The following is a 17,019-nucleotide window of genomic DNA, read 5'->3' as shown; positions in this document are numbered from 1 at the left end:
AAACGTATTGCTTGCACAATGATGTGGTTTCTGCCCTTAGGTTTTGCAATTTGGAGAGATTCCTTCCGTCACCATAATCCGTAATTTACCTTGGATTTAAGCTTGTTTGCTGCACAGCATCGTTCTTTTTTGAAGCACCCAAGCTAAAGTACGGCCTGGCCCCCCTCCACCCTTTTGAAAAATGGCAAAAAAAGGCTTGGGTTCCCTAAATGCCCAAGACATTGACCAACCTTATGGCACCGATCATTGGGCCGCTAGGGCCAACAACGTTATTTCCACGGGCGCGTTCATGGGCAGGGTGGCCACGCCAATGGCCGCTCTGGCCCCCATACAACCAGCTCCCAACCGTTCCATTAAAAATTCCGATGCCACATCTGCCAAAGCCGCATGGGCGGTAAAACCATCTTCTGCATTTACATAGACCTGTAGTTGCAAGACCCTGTCAATGCGCTCTCCGGGCTGTAAGCAGGAGCTTGCGGCGATCAAGGCGTTCTCCGTGGCCAACCTCAGGGCCGGCCTATGGGCATCTACGGGATCTGATGCCAAAATCTTGCCTTCGTACAGCAGTTTTCCTTGTTTTCGGGGGGTCATCCCCGAGGTATAGATCAGTTCATTGTGCCTTACGGCAGGCCTGTATTTGCCCTGTGGCACCGGTATGTTCTTTTTTGTGTTCATTTTTTGTAAAGGGCCACCATCTTCACAATGCGCTTGGCCGCTGCCACGGCGGCATCCCGATCTTGGGAAAAGTTGAGACGTATGCCATCTTTGGCGTCGGGTGCAAATTCCGTGCCCGGGGTAACCGTTACATTGGCCTGGTAGCGCAGCAAACGGACAAAGGTATGTAGGTTTACCGCCAAGGGTGGCAACTGGGGAAAGAGGTAGCTGCCGGCACCGGGCACGGAAGTGACCAAGTTGGCATCGTTAAAGATCTTGAGCAGCGCATCCCGAATCTCTTGGTGCTGGGCAATACGGTTGCTGAGCCATCCTTCGGGTTCCTTGAACCAGGTTCTTAGGGCGGCTTGGCTGTATCCGGCAGCCCTAAGGGACACTATGGCCTGCAATCTTTCCATTCTTTCCACCAGGGCAGAGGTGCCAAAGGCAACCCCAAGCCTAAACCCACTTAGCGATTCGGTTTTAGAGGGGCCCATAATGGTAATGAGCTGTTCGGGAAGCACCTCCTGGGCACGCAAATGGGTATATTCTGTGCCACCGTAAAGCATCCTGGAATACAATTGATCTACAATGATGGCAACCCCATAGGTTTTGGCAAGCTGGGCAATTCCCTTGATGATCTTTTCTGGGTACACGTGGCCGGTGGGGTTGTTTGGGGTTGAGAACACCATTACTTCCACACCGTCGGAAAAGGCCATTTCCAATACCTCCAAAGAAATCCCGGCCTCACGATCCGGGGCGTAGCTCAAGGTAATGGGCACCACCGTACCACCAAAAAACCGCACGAGCTTTCTATTGGCAAAATAATCTGGCTCCACCACGGCCACCTTGGTTCCGGCGGAAACCGTGGCCCCGAGGGCCAAGAACAGGGCACCTTGAGTGCCCGGGGTAATGATCAGTTCATCGTTGGCGCTTACGGGGCGCCCGGTAAACGCGCCCAGTTCTTCGGCCACCGAGGTACGTATGTCCAAATCTCCCCTGTATTCCGTGTAGGCCTGTGCCCCGCCCTTCGCAAAACCTTCGTTCCAGACAACATTGGAGTGCGGTGTGGGAGGGAATGCGTCAACATCCCCATGGGAAAAATCCACGGGAACCCCACCCATCATTTCACCGCGCACCAGACCGTCCAAACTGTCGTTGGTTTGCCTTACCTCCTGCCCAGGGGCGTTGTCCGCCTTAAGCGCTTCAAATTTTTGTTCAATTGTCATCATACTTCAATCTGTTAAAAACTAAGGTGCGGCTCACATCAAAATCATCCTACCATCGGCAGCACACTACCGCAGCTTATCATAGCAAAAATAAGTCCCAGCCCTTTCAACCTAAAAACGAATCCTTTGTCAGCGGTTAAAAATACCATTAAAAAAAAGAAAAAATAATGCCAATGACTTAGAATCAATGGTTCATAGGAAAAATGGGGAGCTTTTGGCAAGGTAAGGGAAGATTTCACCAACGTGGGGCATGCAAGGGCAAATGCAAGCACCACCGTTGGAACAGGCCAACTTTTACCCTTGCCCAAAAGGATAAGAACGCTATTTTTATACCAAGCCCACCGTTTCGGTCAAGAAGGGAAGGGTACCCTTCCGTCAGGATAGCACAGGATGCGTTTTGAACGGGTTGGGCATAAGTTTGGTTTTAACCCGAGAAAGAAAGTTGCGATGCACTATTTTGAATCTAACAGAAAAACATATCCCATAAAGAATTCCATTCCATTCTTATTGTCCTTCCTGTGCCTTGGCCTGGTTACCGTTCAAGGCCAGGCAACCAACCAAAAACAACCGCCCAACATTATCTTTATCCTTACGGACGATCAGCGCTTTGATGCCCTTGGCTATGCCGGGAACAAGTTGATCAGCACTCCGGAAATGGACAAACTGGCCAAAGAGGGCACCTATTTTTCGAATGCCATGGTAACCACTCCCATTTGCGCCGCCAGCAGGGCCAGTATCTTAACCGGGCTCTACGAGCGCACTCACAATTTTAACTTTCAGACCGGGAACGTCCGTGAAGAATACATGAAGGCCTCCTACCCCAGGATTTTAAAGGAAAACGGGTATAGAACCGCCTTTTTTGGCAAATACGGCGTGCGCTACGATGATTTGGACAAGCAGTTTGACGAGTATGAGTCCTATGACCGAAACAACCGCTTTAAGGACAAGCGCGGTTACTACTACAAGACCTTGGGCAAGGACACCGTGCACCTTACCCGCTATACCGGCCAAAAGGCACTGGACTACATTGCCAAGGCAAAAAGTGACGAACCCTTTTGCCTCTCCCTGAGCTTTAGCGCCCCTCATGCGCACGACCCGGCAGAAGACCAATTTTTTTGGCAAGAAGCCTCGGACGCCCTGTTGAAAGACACCCAAATACCGGGACCCGCATTGGCGGATGACTCCTATTTTGAGGCCCAGCCCAAAATGGTACGTGACGGCTTTAACCGCTTGCGTTGGGGATGGCGCTTTGATACGCCAGAAAAATACCAACACAGTGTAAAGGGCTACTACCGCATGCTCTACGGCATAGACCGTGAGATCGCCAAAATGAGGGAAGCACTCAAGAAAAAGGGGATGGACCAAAACACGGTGATCATCCTCATGGGGGACAATGGTTATTTTCTGGGCGAACGCCAAATGGCGGGCAAATGGCTCATGTACGACAACTCCGTTCGGGTGCCCCTGATCGTTTTCGATCCCAGACAGCGCAGGCAAAAGGACAGTGAGGCCCTGGCCCTGAATATAGACGTGCCCTCCACCATTCTGGACCTGGCCAACATTGAGGCCCCCGCCACCTGGCAGGGCAAGAGCCTAATGCCCATTGTGGCGAACAAAACCAGGGATTTTGGACGCGACACCGTACTGATAGAGCACATCTGGGACTTTGAGAACATACCGCCCAGCGAAGGCGTACGCACAAAAGACTGGAAATACTTCCGCTATGTGAACGACAAGACCATTGAGGAACTCTACGACCTAAGAAAAGACCCCCAGGAAATCAACAATCTGGCAAAAGACCCTGCCTTCGCTGAAAAGCTTGGGGCCTTTAGGAAAAGTACGGATAGGCTCATTGCCAAGAACAGCGATGCCTACCGGGCCGCTCCCACCGATCTTACCGTGGAACTCATACGCGCGCCCGAGACCGATGTGGTCGTTTTTGACCTAAAGCCAGAATTTGGGTGGACGGTTCCTCTGGGTTCCAAATTTCAAACGGCATACCAAATCCTGGTGGCCTCGAACCGGGCCCGCATTGATGCCAACAACGGCGATGTCTGGGACAGCAAGAGAGTGGCCTCGGGGACATCGACCAACGTGGAATACGGGGGAGAGCCCCTGGCCATTGGGGCCACCTATTACTGGAAAGTGCGCATTTGGGACGAAGAGAACAGATTGGTGGACTACTCCGATGTCCAGACCTTTACCACCGGTAAGAGCGATAGCTATATCGTTTCCACGGACAACAAGTACATGACCACCCGGGTGGCACCCGTTCTTATGGAGAAACGGGGAAATTTCCATTTTCTGGACTTTGGAAAGGCTGCTTTTGCCACGATGGAGTTCAACTATGGGGCCAGAACGCCGCACACCCTTACGGTACGGGTGGGCGAAATGCTGAACGATGACGGCAACGTGAACCGGACTCCACCGGCCAAAAGCCACATACGGTACCAAGAGATCAAGGTGGATGTAAAACCCGGACAGACACGTTACCAAATTCAGGTGCAGGAAGACGAGCGCAATACCCGGGCCAACCAGGCCGTGGCCCTTCCTGACGGTTTTCCGCCCCTAGTGCCCTTTAGGTACGCCGAGGTGGAAGGGGCACAGGAGCCGTTAGAACCCGGGGATTTTGAGCAACTGGCCTTCCACACCTATTGGGACGAGACCGCCAGCAGTTTTAAGAGCGATGATGACATCCTGAACCAAGTATGGGACCTGTGCAAGTATTCCATCAAGGCCACCACCTTCAACGGCCTTTACGTGGATGGAGACCGCGAGCGCATTCCCTATGAGGCAGATGCCTACCTGAACCAGTTGAGCCATTACACCACGGACAGGGAGTTTGCCATGGCCCGGCGCACCATTGAGTACTTTATGAAAAACCCCACTTGGCCCACCGAATGGCAGCAACATGTGGCCTTGCTCATTTATGCAGATTATATGTACACCGGCAATACCGAGCTCATAGAACGCTACTATGAACCCCTTAAACACAAAACCCTCTTTGAACTCTCCAACGAAGACGGCCTGATCACCTCCACCAAGGTAGATAAGGAGTTTATGAAGAAGCTTGGCTTCCCGGATGGCTATAAAAAACCCCTGACCGATATTGTGGATTGGCCACCGGCCAATTTTTTGGGCAGCGACACTCCGGGAGAACGCGATGGCTTTGTCTTTAAGCCCTACAGTACCGTGATCAACGCATTTTTCTATGAGAACATGAAGATCATGGCAGAATTTGCCCAAATTCTTGGAAAAACCCAAGAGGTACTGGATTTTGAACTTAGGGCCGCAAAGGCAAAAAAAGCCGTGAACGAGCAGATGTTCGACAAGGAACGGGGCATTTATGTGGATGGCATTGGTACAGACCACGCCTCCCTGCATGCCAATATGATGCCCTTGGCCTTTGGCCTGGTGCCCGAAGAGCACTTTGAGTCGGTTGTGGATTTTGTGAAATCCAGGGGCATGGCCTGCAGTGTATATGGTGCCCAGTTCCTAATGGACGGCCTCTATAACGCCGGGGAAGAAGACTATGCCCTGGACCTGTTGACCGACACCAGCGATCGAAGCTGGTACAACATGATCCGCATTGGCTCCACGATCACCTTGGAGGCCTGGGACATTAAATACAAGCGTAATTTGGACTGGAACCACGCTTGGGGTGCCGTACCGGCCAACGTTATTCCAAGAGGGCTATGGGGCATTAAGCCCAAGACCCCCGGTTTTGGGGTGGCCACCATTAAACCACAAATGAGCACATTGCAATCGAGCTCCATAGAAGTCCCCACCGTCAGGGGAACCATTAAGGGGGTTTACACCCACAACGGGCCAAGGTTGCAGACCTATGAGCTTGAGATTCCCGGAAACATGGTGGCAGAATTTTCCCTGAACGGCCTGGATGGAAAAGACCTCATCCACAACGGGGACAAGGTACCCTCTGCCTTTGAACACATTAGGCTCTCCCCTGGCAAGCACACCATTCAACTCAAAATAAACTCCTTCTAAACACCAACCATTGACTATAAACACAGCACCATGAAAAACCATTGGCGGTCCTTGACCAAGGCATTTTGCTTTTTTATGGTGCTGCCCCTAATGGGGACGCCCCCGTTGGCGGAGGCCAAAATTGATGGTGAACTAAAGAAATGGCACCGCATCACCTTAAGTTTTGAAGGCCCGGAGACCCAAGAGCTGGCCAAAACGAACCCGTTTCTGGATTTTAGATTGAATGTAACCTTCACCAATGGGGACAAAACCTATGTAGTGCCCGGTTTTTATGCCGCGGATGGCAACGCCGCAGAGACCAGCGCCACGGCGGGCCGTATCTGGCAAGTGCGCTTTGCCCCGGATGCCGTTGGCAGATGGGAATACAGCGTAAGCTTTGAGAAAGGTGCCGAAATAGCGGTGGCGGGCGCGGGTACCAAAGGACGCTCCGCTGGTTTTATGGATGGCGCCTCCGGCAGTTTCATTGTTGGCGAGAGTGACAAGACGGGCAGGGACAACCGCGCCAAAGGGCGTTTGGAATATGTTGGGGAAGCGTACCTAAAGTTCCGGGACTCCAGGGAATACTTTGTTAAATTGGGCGTGGATGCACCAGAAAACCTCTTGGGCTATGCCGATTTTGATGCGCACACCAATGCCTTGGGCCTACTGAAACAATGGGAGCCCCACGCCAGGGATTTCAAGGAAGATGCCCAAGCCTTCACCTGGCAACAAGGAAAGGGAAAAAATCTATTGGGCGCCATACAATACCTGGCCTCGGAGGGACTCAACGTTTTTTCTTTCTTGACCTTTAATGTGGATGGGGACGACAGAAACATTTTCCCCTACCTTTTAAAGAGACCAGTGGCCGAGTACGAAGCCTATGCCAGCGACAAAAGGCAAGTGCAGGCCTGGGAAACCTTTTTCCATAAAACCAGATTGGATGTTTCCAAACTGGAGCAGTGGGAACGAATTTTTGATTATGCCGAGACCAAGGGCATGTTCCTACATTTTAAAACCAACGAGACCGAAACAGACCACTTAATGGATGGCGGGGTCTTTGGCACTGAGGGCAAGTTGTACTACAGGGAACTCATTGCCCGTTTTGGCCACCACTTGGCCCTGAACTGGAATTTGGGCGAGGAAAACGACCAACCCACGGAGGAGGTCTTAAAAGTGGCCCGTTATGTATGGGAACTGGACCCTTACAAACACCACCTGGTAATGCATACATTTCCCAATAAAGACTCCAGGTACCATGATTTCATTGGAGATCAATCCCCCCTTACCGGCGCCTCATTGCAATTGAGCGCACCTGATTTTAAAGATGTGCGTCCCAGGGTCTTAAAATGGCGCAAAAAATCGAATGCCACCGGCAAAAAATGGGCGCTCTCCGTAGATGAACCGGGCAAGGCCAACATAGCGCTGCTTCCAGATGATGAAGATCCCGAGCACAACGAGGCCAGGGCCAATGCCCTATGGGGAACGCTCACGGCAGGGGGCTTTGGCGTGGAATGGTACTTTGGCTATGACAGCCCCAACTCCGATCTTACCTGCCAGGACTTTAGAAGCAGGGACCTATTTTGGGACCAGAACAAACACGCTCTGGATTTCTTTGCACAGATTAAGTTTTGGGAAATGGAACCCGCAGATGAATTGGTGATGGACGACGACAGTTTTTGTTTTGCCAAAAAAGGAGAAGTGTACGTGGTCTATCTCCCCATGCTACGTAAGACAACGCGTTTGTACCTGGGCCCATCGGGCAAGGAATTCAAGGTGAGGTGGTACAACCCCAGGGAAGGGGGTGCGCTCTTGGAAGGTTCTCTGAAAAAAGTGACGGCCAACGGCATAGTTGGCTTGGGCCATCCGCCGGCAGATCCGCACAAGGATTGGGTGGTGCTCGTTTCTCCATAGGGCCTTCGGTATTTTTTTTGGCACTGCGCAAACATCAAGTTGCTTTCCCCGAATTTGTTTCTGGCCCACACATTTACACACCCGCCCAATACAGAACCAGACCAATTTGGGGCGCTGGGACCACAACCGCCCTTGGGCCCGCAGTATAAGCCCTCTTGCAACGTTCCTTGGGCCATTGGAGAATTGGCACTGCGCCTTCATGGCTGCCCCTTGCCACAAAAACTGCTGCTCCGGGACTTTACACCTAAATAGGTGCCTACCCTCCCAAGGGCCCGGCACGGACCGTACTACGCCAACGCCCCAGGTAATATGGCATTGGACGCTGGTTTTGGGCAACAACCGGCCCATTTGCTTGGTGGGGTGCAACATTTGTTTTACCATATACATCATTTAAGACTTTAAATGAGGAAGATGATCATTATTTTTACTAAAAAATTCTAGGTATGAAACGATTACTCTTGCTTATTGCCCTTTTTGGAATAGTTTCCTGTGGCTCTGACACCGTGGACGTCACCGTTGTTCCACGGGAAGAGGCCGAAGAAGAAACAACACCGCCAGACACCACTCCGGTGCCCGAGGCGGGCGTCAGTGATTTTGATGACGGGGTCATGAGAGGACTCTCGCCTTTTGGGATTGCGACCGATATGAAAACTGGCTGGAATCTGGGCAATAGCCTTGATGCCGAAGGGCCGGACGAAACCTTTTGGGGAAATCCCGCCACCACAAAAGAAATGATAGACGAAGTGGCCAAAAGGGGCTTTAAGACCTTGCGCGTTCCGGTCACTTGGCGTTTTCACCAAGGTCCCGCACCGGATTACACCGTTGAAAAAGAATGGATGGACCGCGTTGAAGAGGTGGTAAACTATGCCAGGGCCAATGACATGTACGTCATTGTCAATGTACATCATGACGACCCTTGGATCATACCCACCTATGACAATGGGGATGAGGTAAAGGATAGATTGTCCAAACTTTGGACACAGATCGCCGGCAGATTTCGCAATTACAGTGACTATGTCATTTTTGAAACCCTTAACGAGCCACGTTATGAAAACACGCCCGAAGAGTGGACGGGCGGCACAGCAGAAGGCAGGGACATGGTAAACCAGTACCATCAGGTAAGTTTGGACGCCATAAGGGCAACCGGTGGCAACAACAGTACCAGACAGATCATGATCGCCACCTATGCCGCAAGTACCCTGCCAGTGGCAATGGATGCATTGATCGTGCCCAATGATGACGAGAACACGATGATATCACTGCATTCTTATTTTCCATTTCCCTTTACCCTGGGAGGCACGGATACCACATGGGGATCGGATGATGACAAAGCCGAGCTGGAAGCGGAGATGGACAGGATAAAGGCAAAGTTCACGGACAATGGCAAGGCAGTGGTGTTAGGGGAATGGAGTTCCGGAAACCAGAACAACGTAGAGGACCGCTTGAGACATACTGAATTTTATGCCCAAAAAGCGGCGGAAAGGGGTTTTGCCAGCGTTTGGTGGGACAATGGAAACAGCGATATCTCCAACGACGGTCTTGCCATTTTTGATAGACGAACCTTGACCTGGCCATTTGGCAACATTGCGGACATCATCATAGCGGCCAATGAATGAAGGTGCGCCGGGGTCGTTGTTGGCCCAGGAAGGCCTAAGGCCATTATCGATTTAAAGGGAGTCTCCCATTTTAATGCTTTCCGGCCCCAGAATCAAGATGGGGCACCCAGGCTTCGGTATTTGTTCTTTATCATACTGGCGCCCCTCCTTTTAACCCTAAGGCGTCTTTTCATTTTTTTCATACTCCAGGTCATGGCACTTCTGTCAATGACGGGGTAAGTAAAGAATTCCTCTTCATCTTCCAAACCCAATGAGGGACAAACAATAACCTGAGGTTATAGGGCAGCAACGGTTGCAGAAATTGCAAAAACACTTTGAATGGTGCCTCTCAGGTATGCCATCTCCATCAATGTAACCGTCCGGGTCCACCCCGGGCCCCAAAAGATGGGGAGCACTTGGGTTGGGAGCGGAGACCTCGCCATTCCCCAGGTCTTCTTGGCCTTGGCCCAGCCCATTTGCTCGGTGAACCCTGACAACCGCGCAGCATTATGGGCAGGTGGCCTATCGCTGCGCGGGTCACAAAGAACATCATTGGCCTACCTACAAGCTCAAAAACTTGCTTTTCCAAGATTCCTCATAGGGCTTGGTCCAGTGCTGCATGGCTTCCCTATTGAACATGGTTCCCTTTTTATCATCCACTTCAAAATTCTGCTTTATCCTGTAAGATACGTTGGCGAAGTGTACCATGGCCATGGAGATATTGGCATCGTCAATGGGCGCGGTCAATGTTCCCTTACCGCGTATGGCATCAAAAAAGTTCATCACGTGCAAGGTGGACATATCACCGCCGCCGCCCAGGGCAACCCCACCTTCCTGGCCGCCACTGCGCACCTCTTCCACCAGTTGCCCCTTTCGGTCAAAAAGTTTAAAATGACCGCGGTTAACAAAAACGGTGCCCTCGGTGCCGTAAACAATGACCCCGCGACCGCTGCCATAGGTATTAAAGGCATTTCTGCTCTTCCCGTCCCATTCAATGATCTTGTTGTCCGGAAACGTGTAGCGCGCCATCATGGTATCATACATCTCCCAGCCATCGTCCACAAAGTGCCTCTTGTCTGCCTCTACCTCCACAAGCTGTGGAAAGTGCACATCAAGGGCCCAACGGGCCACATCCAGCTCATGGGTGGCATTGTTGCCCATTTCGGCCGTACCGTAGTTCCATCCGTACCAGTGCCAATTGTAGTCCCAGGTCTCCGAGGTATATTCACGGTGCACCGCCGGTCCCTGCCATAGGTTCCAGTCCAACCCCTCGGGTATGGGGGCTTTCTTTTGGTGCGGCACCACGCCCCGGCCATTGCTGTAAAAGGCCAGGGCCTTGTAGGCTTTTCCTATGGCCCCATTATGTATTTTTTCAATGGCCTGTTGGGTATGTGCAGAAGAACGCTGCTGGTTGCCCATTTGCACAACCTTATTGTACTTCTTGGCGGCTTCCACCAGAAGCTCATTCTCCTCCATGGTACAACTGCTGGGCTTTTCCACATAGACGTGCATTCCGGCTTTCATGGCCATTATAGATCCCGGGGCATGCCAGTGATCGGGCGTGGCATTGATGAGCACATCCACCTTATCGTCTTCAAAGACCTTGAAGATGTCCTGCTCCAGTTGCGGCTTGTAATTGATGTGTTCCTTGAATTTTTCGGCAGCCTTGGCCATTTGGCTTTGCATGGGGTCGCAGAGATAGGCCAAACGAACATTGCTCTTCTTATGGGCTATGGGGGCATAAAAGGCACCCAATCTCCTGCCCAGCCCGGCAATGGCCACGTGCAACCGATCGTTGGCGCCCAAAATATTCCGGTAACTTTGGGCACTCATCCCCATGGAGGAGGCCGTTGCCAGGCCCATGGCCCCCAGGGTGGATTTTTTTACAAAACTTCTTCTACTGTTCTTATTGCTCATGAATTTTTATTTTAATGTTCCTAAAGATAACCAAGTCCCCGTGATCGTACAGCAAGATATCCCCTTTTTCAGAAAGACCAAAATTGGGCCCATCATTGTGCAAACCGTTGCTTGCCCCGGGCATAAATCCTGCCCTGTTGGTGTGCCAAACCTTATGAGCCGTTGTGCCAATGCTCCAGGTGGCAAATGGCCTCCCCACCCAAGGGCGTGCCATCCGTATAGCTGTTTACACTGGAACAGCTGGGCAGAAGGGTCTGTTTTCTTATCCATAAAGAACTTCACAAGGGGTAAAAAACAGGGATGAAACCATCATTTTAAGACAGTTGTTTACTTTAATGACGGCACTGGGCCATATTAAAAACCCAAAAGTACCCATAATTGGGGGGGCAACCGTCCTGTGGTCACGGGTATGGGCGGGCCGCCACATTCCCGGCAAGACCTGATACCACAGGACAGGGGCCATGAGCTAAAATGGTAGCTTGCTGCTTGTTTGTACCCTTTGGCTGCTTACACTAAATACGTCTTTATCATGAACAGAGCAACTGCTTTGGGAATTGCCATTCTAAGTTCCCTTTCCGCGCTATTCGGCCAGCAAGAAGTGGCCAACATGCACCTTCCCATTTTGGAGGAGCAGCATTATTTTGAAGAGAAAAACGGTGTGGTGGCCGTGGAGGCCGAATACTATTTTAAACAAAGTAAAACAGCCCAGCGCCAGTGGTACCGCTACAACAAGCACGAATCTCCCAATTTGGGCAAGCATGCCAACTACAGTGGGGACACCAGCAACAATGGGTACATTAAAATCCTGCCCGATACCCGCGCCACCCATGACGATAAGCTCATTCGTGGCGAGAACTTCTCCAACACCCCTGGACAGTTGGCCGTTGTGCACTATCGTGTAAAGATAAACACTCCCGGGCGCTATTATGTTTGGGCACGGGCGCACAGTACGGGCAGTGAGGACAATGGCGTTCACGTGGGCCTCAACGGTACTTGGCCGGAACAGGGGCAGCGTATGCAATGGTGCGACGGCAAGAACAAATGGACCTGGGCCAGCAAACAGCGCACCAAGGAGGTGCACTGCGGCGTGCCCCATGAAATTTATCTGGACATTCCCACCGCCGGCTATCATGACATCCAGTTCAGCATGCGCGAGGACGGTTTTGCCATGGACAAGTTTGTCCTAGTGCAGGACAAGGATTTTGTTCCCACGGAAAAAGGGCCCCGGGTAAGGATACAATGGCCAGAGCCCTCTTATTACGAGGTCATCAGTACCTCGGTCATTACCAACAAAACGTTGCCCGTGGCCGATTTTCCGTTGGAAGGCACCGGGTACTATAAAGATGCCGGGGGCCGATGGCTGGGCATAAACCCCAACAAAAACAAAAAGGCGAGCACAACGATGGCGTTTTCCTTTGAAAGCGGAACCTACGATGTGGTTTTCGTGGGTGTCGGGGAACACGACGGCCGATCCAAATTTACCGTGCTGATCAATGAAAAGCCCTTGGGAACCTTTAGTCCGGCGCTTACCCAAAAATGGTTTGTGGAGGGCAAATCCGCGAACAAGGTGTGGGAAAAGGTGCAGCTCAAGGAAGGGGACAAGATCACGGTACGCTCTGAAATTGGCAGTAAAGATGGAAAAGAATGGGCCAGGGCCCGGTGGTCTGGCCTCATCTTTGCCCCCGTGGGAAAGGGAAAAACCGTGGCCAATGCGCCCGGGGCGTTGCCCTTGGATGCCAATGAGGCACCCACGATCAATCCGCCAAAAGGACGGATTGCGGTAGTGGCAGACGGAAACTCGCCCGATCCGGACGATCTTGGGGGCACGGCCGTATCCATTGCCCTATTAAGTGCCGCTGGCCTGCAAGATCGCTTGGTGCACTACTCCCATAGCTGTGATCTTGAGCGCGTGGACAGAATCTCGGAAAGGGCGGAGAGAGAGCGGCACGCCCTGATGCAAGCCGCCTGTGATGTAACGGCAAGAAGATGGGGCGGCTTTGACCATCTTACTTTTTTTGATGCCAAATGGCAGCAAAAAGAGACCGTGGCAGATTTGGCCAAGGCCATTGACGCCTCCACTCCCCAAGACCCCCTGTGGATCATTGAGGCCGGGGAACCCGATATCATTGGGCTGGCCTTGGAGGCCTCAAATAAGGAAAAGCACAACTATGTAAAGGTGGTAACGCACCATCCCGCAAACGATGACGCAGGTGATTTTTATACCTGGCAACAGATCTTGGACTTTGGGGTGGAGGAAGTACGGATACCGGACCAAAACGTGAACCTAAAAGTGAACCTGGACAAATGGGACTGGGCCAAAAACCATCCCGACCCGCGCATTCAATGGGTGTGGCTACAGGGAAAAATTGCCGAAGTGGACGATGTGGTGCGGTTTCAAAAAGGAAAATGGGACTGCTCCGATGCCGGTATGGTGCTCTATTGGATCACCGGTGCCACCAATGGCGGACTGCAACTGGGAACGGTAGATCAGGTAAAGAGACTGCTACTGGACCATGTTGAAAAATAAAGGTTTGGCAGGCATCACACCTATAAAAAATGAACGGGGCACAAGGCCACGGAAGCATCCAAGGGAAATGAACTTGCCCTTTTATGATCGAGCCAGGCCCCTTCAACCTAATATCAACAGTAGAAAAACCAATACGGAACAGATGCAGAAATCACTAAGGACTTGGCTCGCATACGGGTGCTTTCTCTTTATGGCGGTGGCCATGGCCCAGAGTTTGGAAAGACCCATTATCTACACCACCCCATCCGAAAGGCCAGCCCTCTTGGAAAAAGTGGAAAAATATCCGTGGGCGCAACATATTGTGGCCCAGATGCACGGCAATGTGGATCCCAGACTTGCCCTGCACCGAGAAGATCCTTTGGCCATCTTGGACAGCGTTCCCGTTTTTCGCGACGGGAGCAAGAAGAAAACCGAGCAACAGGCGGCCGGTCTGGCATCTGGCCATTTTGCAATTTTGAAACTGGCTTCCGAAGCGGCCATGCTGTACTATTTGGAACAGGATGAGGCCTATGCACAGATGGCAGCCGACATCTTACAGGTGTATGTTGATGAGCTGGCGCCCAGAACACCGCAAACCACCACCATTACCGGAAACGCCTTTTTTGACCCCAGAACCACCTACCCGCACATTGCCCTTACCTATGACTTTGTACATCCTTTTTTAAAAAAGCGGAACACCCAGGTTTTCAGTACCGCCAAAGGAGGATACCTGCCCTACAATGACCAAAAGACCCAAAAAGCACTACTGAACATAGTGGGCAATGTACTGCAGGAATATGGAGCGCCCGATGTGCACGGTAAGGTGGTGAGCAACCACCCCATCTTGACCTCCCCGGGCGCCCTGTTCGGCATTCTCTGCATTGAGGACGATGCGGAACGGGAGCGGCTCTTCAACGTATTTTGGGAAAAGGGCACGGCCCACCAAAACTCCTTCAAGAACACCATCTTGCCCATTTATTCTGAACAAGGGCTTTGGCCAGAATCCCTGAGCTACGGTTTCATGCCCATTGTGAGCATGAACCTGAACATTATTGACCGCATAAAACCGGAGCTGAACGTCACCGAGGCCACCAAACACATTTTTAACGGAAACTTCCTGTACGATTACCTGAGACACCCAGACCGCAGGTTTGTAACCTATGGCGACTCCAAGCGCAACAATGACTTCTCGGCCAACAACTACCGCTACGCCCTGGATATTGGGCTGCGCAGAGGATATACGGACATTGTGGAAAAAGCCAAACTGGCCCTTAACCAAGCCTACAGGGCCAAAGGCGGGTACATGCCCAGTATGGAAAGTAGCAGCCCCTATGACCAATACCGCCATTTGCAACTGTTCTGGGGCGTGGACATTCCGAAAGACCTGAACAGTGAAATTGATTTTAACAAAAAAACGGTGGTGGTGGAGCATGCTGGCGTGGCCCTACAGCGCAGCCCGGCGAAAAACAACAATGAAACATACGGCCTTTGCGGTATCATCGGAGGGGCACATTACGTACATTCCCATCTCACGGGAATTGGCATGGAACTCTATGGAGCAGGGTACGTGATGGCGCCCAGTGCCGGACTCCCCCCAACGGTGGCAGAGCGCCAAATACCGCTGCACGAGCATTACTTTAGGCTATATGCCGGTAACAACACCGTGGTGGTTAACGGTACGTCCCACGGCAGGGATGAAGGTTCTTGGAAACGAAGGGCACACGTTTGGCAGAACACCGTTGTGAACAGTGCCGCGGAACCCAAGCACCTGGAAGACGGCATTGCCCCGTCCTTTAGCTTTGCCACCCAATACTTGGATGACACTGTGAACGATGCGGAACAACAAAGAACCCTCAGCACCATAAGAACCAGTGAAACCACCGCGTACTACTTTGATATCTTTCGCTCCAGATCCAACCAGAAAAACAAGTTCCACGATTACATCTACCACAATCTGGGAGATAACACCCAGATCACCACCTTGGCCGGAACGGCCCTTACATTGAGGGCCACAAATCAATACGACAACGATATTGGCGATGTGGTAAAATCCCCGGGATGGCGCTTTTTTGAAGACACCCGGAAAACCGATGTCACCAAGTCCGGCATAAAAATCCGTTTTCACCTGGATTACGATGACCGCTACATGCACATGTTCGTTCCCGGTGGAATCCGCAGAAGCTATGTTCACGCTTTGGCCCCTCCCACCCGTGAGGCAAAAAATGGATATGTGGACAAAAAAACACAGGTGGTTACCATACGCCAGAAAGGAGAGGCCTGGAAACGGCCCTATATCGCCATTTTGGAACCTTCCACCAAAAAAGAATCCAGTGTTGTGGATGTACAGCCCCTTTGGGACGGCAAGAATCAGGTAGGTGCGGTGGTAAAGAGCAAAACAGCGGATGCCGAAATCACGGACATTATCATATCCAATGAAGGCCCCGACAGCCATTTTGTGGATGAGTCCATAGGAGTGGACTTTAAGGGTAGGTTTGGCATTGTGCGCACCTCATTCAATGCGGGGAAAGAGGAAGTGGAACTCTACATTGGCGAGGGCAAACGTTTGTCTTTCGGCAAAAAGGTGATCCAGGCCGACGCCACTGGAAAAGGCACCCTGCAATACCACCCAGATGGCCCTTGATCTTTGGGGGCGCCCGCTGCAATGGCATCGCCGTCTTTGTTGTAGCCCTGCCATACCGGACTGGCAAGGTTTATGACCACCTACACACGTCAACTTACTTGAGCTGTACGTATGCCCTGAGGTCTCCGGGATCACTGGTACCGTGAACTCCAAGGCGGGCATACAGCCGTTCCGAGGCATGGTTGTGTACCATATGGGCCCTCTCCTCCCCCACACTTATATGGGAAAATGCCAAACCGGCGGCATTGTAGCCGGTTTGGTACCTTAAGGGACGCTCCTTGTTGTATTCAATATTGGCCCTTTGGCTTTTTGGGGCCTGGCACTCCTAACGATACCTGGGGCGGAAAAAACCAGTATCCCATACCTTCCGAACCTTCTTTTGTGGCCAAGAACGGAACAACGAGCCCTAAGGGCCAAACGGCCACCCTACAGCACAGGACAGAAAAGGAACGCCCGAACCATAATTTAGTGGACAATTTATGCCCGTTTGGGTTGGAAATGGCCACATCATTGACTTGTCAGGGGAGTTGTCCCAAAAAATAGAGGCTGTAGAAATGGCTCGGGTAAAAGACAACCTAAAAACGA

Annotated in this window: 9 protein-coding genes; 5 read left to right on the top strand and 4 right to left on the bottom strand. The window is 51.7% G+C overall.

From position 1 onward, the window contains the following. Nucleotides 1-243 precede the first annotated feature (243 nt). Both ACKWCC_RS11880 and ACKWCC_RS11875 read right to left on the bottom strand, forming a co-directional pair. Nucleotides 244-675 carry a RidA family protein gene (locus tag ACKWCC_RS11880; RefSeq protein WP_413996160.1) on the bottom strand — a complete coding sequence of 144 codons (432 nt, stop codon included), beginning with the start codon at nt 673-675 and terminating at the stop codon, nt 244-246. Then, on the bottom strand, nt 672-1,883 hold the full coding sequence (locus ACKWCC_RS11875) for a pyridoxal phosphate-dependent aminotransferase (protein WP_413996159.1): 1,212 nt from the start codon (nt 1,881-1,883) through the stop codon (nt 672-674). Before ACKWCC_RS11875 ends, ACKWCC_RS11880 begins: the two co-directional genes overlap by 4 nt. A 444-nt stretch (nt 1,884-2,327) precedes the next feature. Between ACKWCC_RS11875 and ACKWCC_RS11870 the strand changes: the two genes are divergently transcribed. The 3 genes from ACKWCC_RS11870 to ACKWCC_RS11860 all read left to right on the top strand — a co-directional run bounded on the left by ACKWCC_RS11870 (nt 2,328) and on the right by ACKWCC_RS11860 (nt 9,391). Further along, nucleotides 2,328-5,885, top strand: a complete 3,558-nt coding sequence (locus ACKWCC_RS11870; protein WP_413996158.1) for a sulfatase-like hydrolase/transferase — start codon at nt 2,328-2,330, stop codon at nt 5,883-5,885. A 30-nt stretch (nt 5,886-5,915) separates the two neighbouring features. Continuing rightward, nucleotides 5,916-7,775, top strand: a complete 1,860-nt coding sequence (locus tag ACKWCC_RS11865; protein WP_413996157.1) for a DUF5060 domain-containing protein — start codon at nt 5,916-5,918, stop codon at nt 7,773-7,775. Between the two features lie 443 nt (nt 7,776-8,218). Continuing rightward, entirely contained in the window at nt 8,219-9,391 is a 1,173-nt protein-coding gene (locus ACKWCC_RS11860) for a glycoside hydrolase family 5 protein (RefSeq protein WP_413996156.1), read from the top strand. 540 nt (nt 9,392-9,931) lie between these two features. Here the strand turns inward: ACKWCC_RS11860 and ACKWCC_RS11855 are convergent. After that, entirely contained in the window at nt 9,932-11,287 is a 1,356-nt protein-coding gene (locus ACKWCC_RS11855) for a Gfo/Idh/MocA family protein (RefSeq protein WP_413996155.1), read from the bottom strand. A 529-nt stretch (nt 11,288-11,816) separates the two neighbouring features. Here ACKWCC_RS11855 and ACKWCC_RS11850 point away from each other — a divergent pair. Then, nucleotides 11,817-13,814, top strand: coding sequence for a hypothetical protein (locus ACKWCC_RS11850; RefSeq protein ID WP_413996154.1), 1,998 nt, complete (start codon nt 11,817-11,819; stop codon nt 13,812-13,814). 142 nt (nt 13,815-13,956) lie between these two features. Further along, nucleotides 13,957-16,434 (top strand): hypothetical protein, encoded by a 2,478-nt coding sequence (locus ACKWCC_RS11845; RefSeq protein ID WP_413996153.1) that lies wholly within the window; start codon nt 13,957-13,959, stop codon nt 16,432-16,434. 94 nt (nt 16,435-16,528) lie between these two features. Here ACKWCC_RS11845 and ACKWCC_RS11840 read toward each other — a convergent pair whose 3' ends face one another. Continuing rightward, the gene (locus tag ACKWCC_RS11840; protein ID WP_413996152.1) at nt 16,529-16,669 is read right to left on the bottom strand and encodes a hypothetical protein; all 141 of its coding nucleotides are present in this window, start codon (nt 16,667-16,669) and stop codon (nt 16,529-16,531) included. Nucleotides 16,670-17,019: the final 350 nt, after the last annotated feature.

Source organism: Maribacter aquimarinus, assembly GCF_047345505.1.
GTDB lineage: Bacteria > Bacteroidota > Bacteroidia > Flavobacteriales > Flavobacteriaceae > Maribacter.
Note: the sequence above shows the minus strand (reverse complement) of the source record. Positions and strands in the feature narration are given on the sequence as shown.

Coding starts and splice junctions, on each gene's coding strand:
- ACKWCC_RS11880 (WP_413996160.1), bottom strand. CDS start 675: ATGAACACAAAAAAGAACATACCGGTGCCACAGGGCAAATACAGGCCT.
- ACKWCC_RS11855 (WP_413996155.1), bottom strand. CDS start 11,287: ATGAGCAATAAGAACAGTAGAAGAAGTTTTGTAAAAAAATCCACCCTG.
- ACKWCC_RS11865 (WP_413996157.1), top strand. CDS start 5,916: ATGAAAAACCATTGGCGGTCCTTGACCAAGGCATTTTGCTTTTTTATG.
- ACKWCC_RS11875 (WP_413996159.1), bottom strand. CDS start 1,883: ATGATGACAATTGAACAAAAATTTGAAGCGCTTAAGGCGGACAACGCC.
- ACKWCC_RS11860 (WP_413996156.1), top strand. CDS start 8,219: ATGAAACGATTACTCTTGCTTATTGCCCTTTTTGGAATAGTTTCCTGT.
- ACKWCC_RS11870 (WP_413996158.1), top strand. CDS start 2,328: ATGCACTATTTTGAATCTAACAGAAAAACATATCCCATAAAGAATTCC.
- ACKWCC_RS11850 (WP_413996154.1), top strand. CDS start 11,817: ATGAACAGAGCAACTGCTTTGGGAATTGCCATTCTAAGTTCCCTTTCC.
- ACKWCC_RS11845 (WP_413996153.1), top strand. CDS start 13,957: ATGCAGAAATCACTAAGGACTTGGCTCGCATACGGGTGCTTTCTCTTT.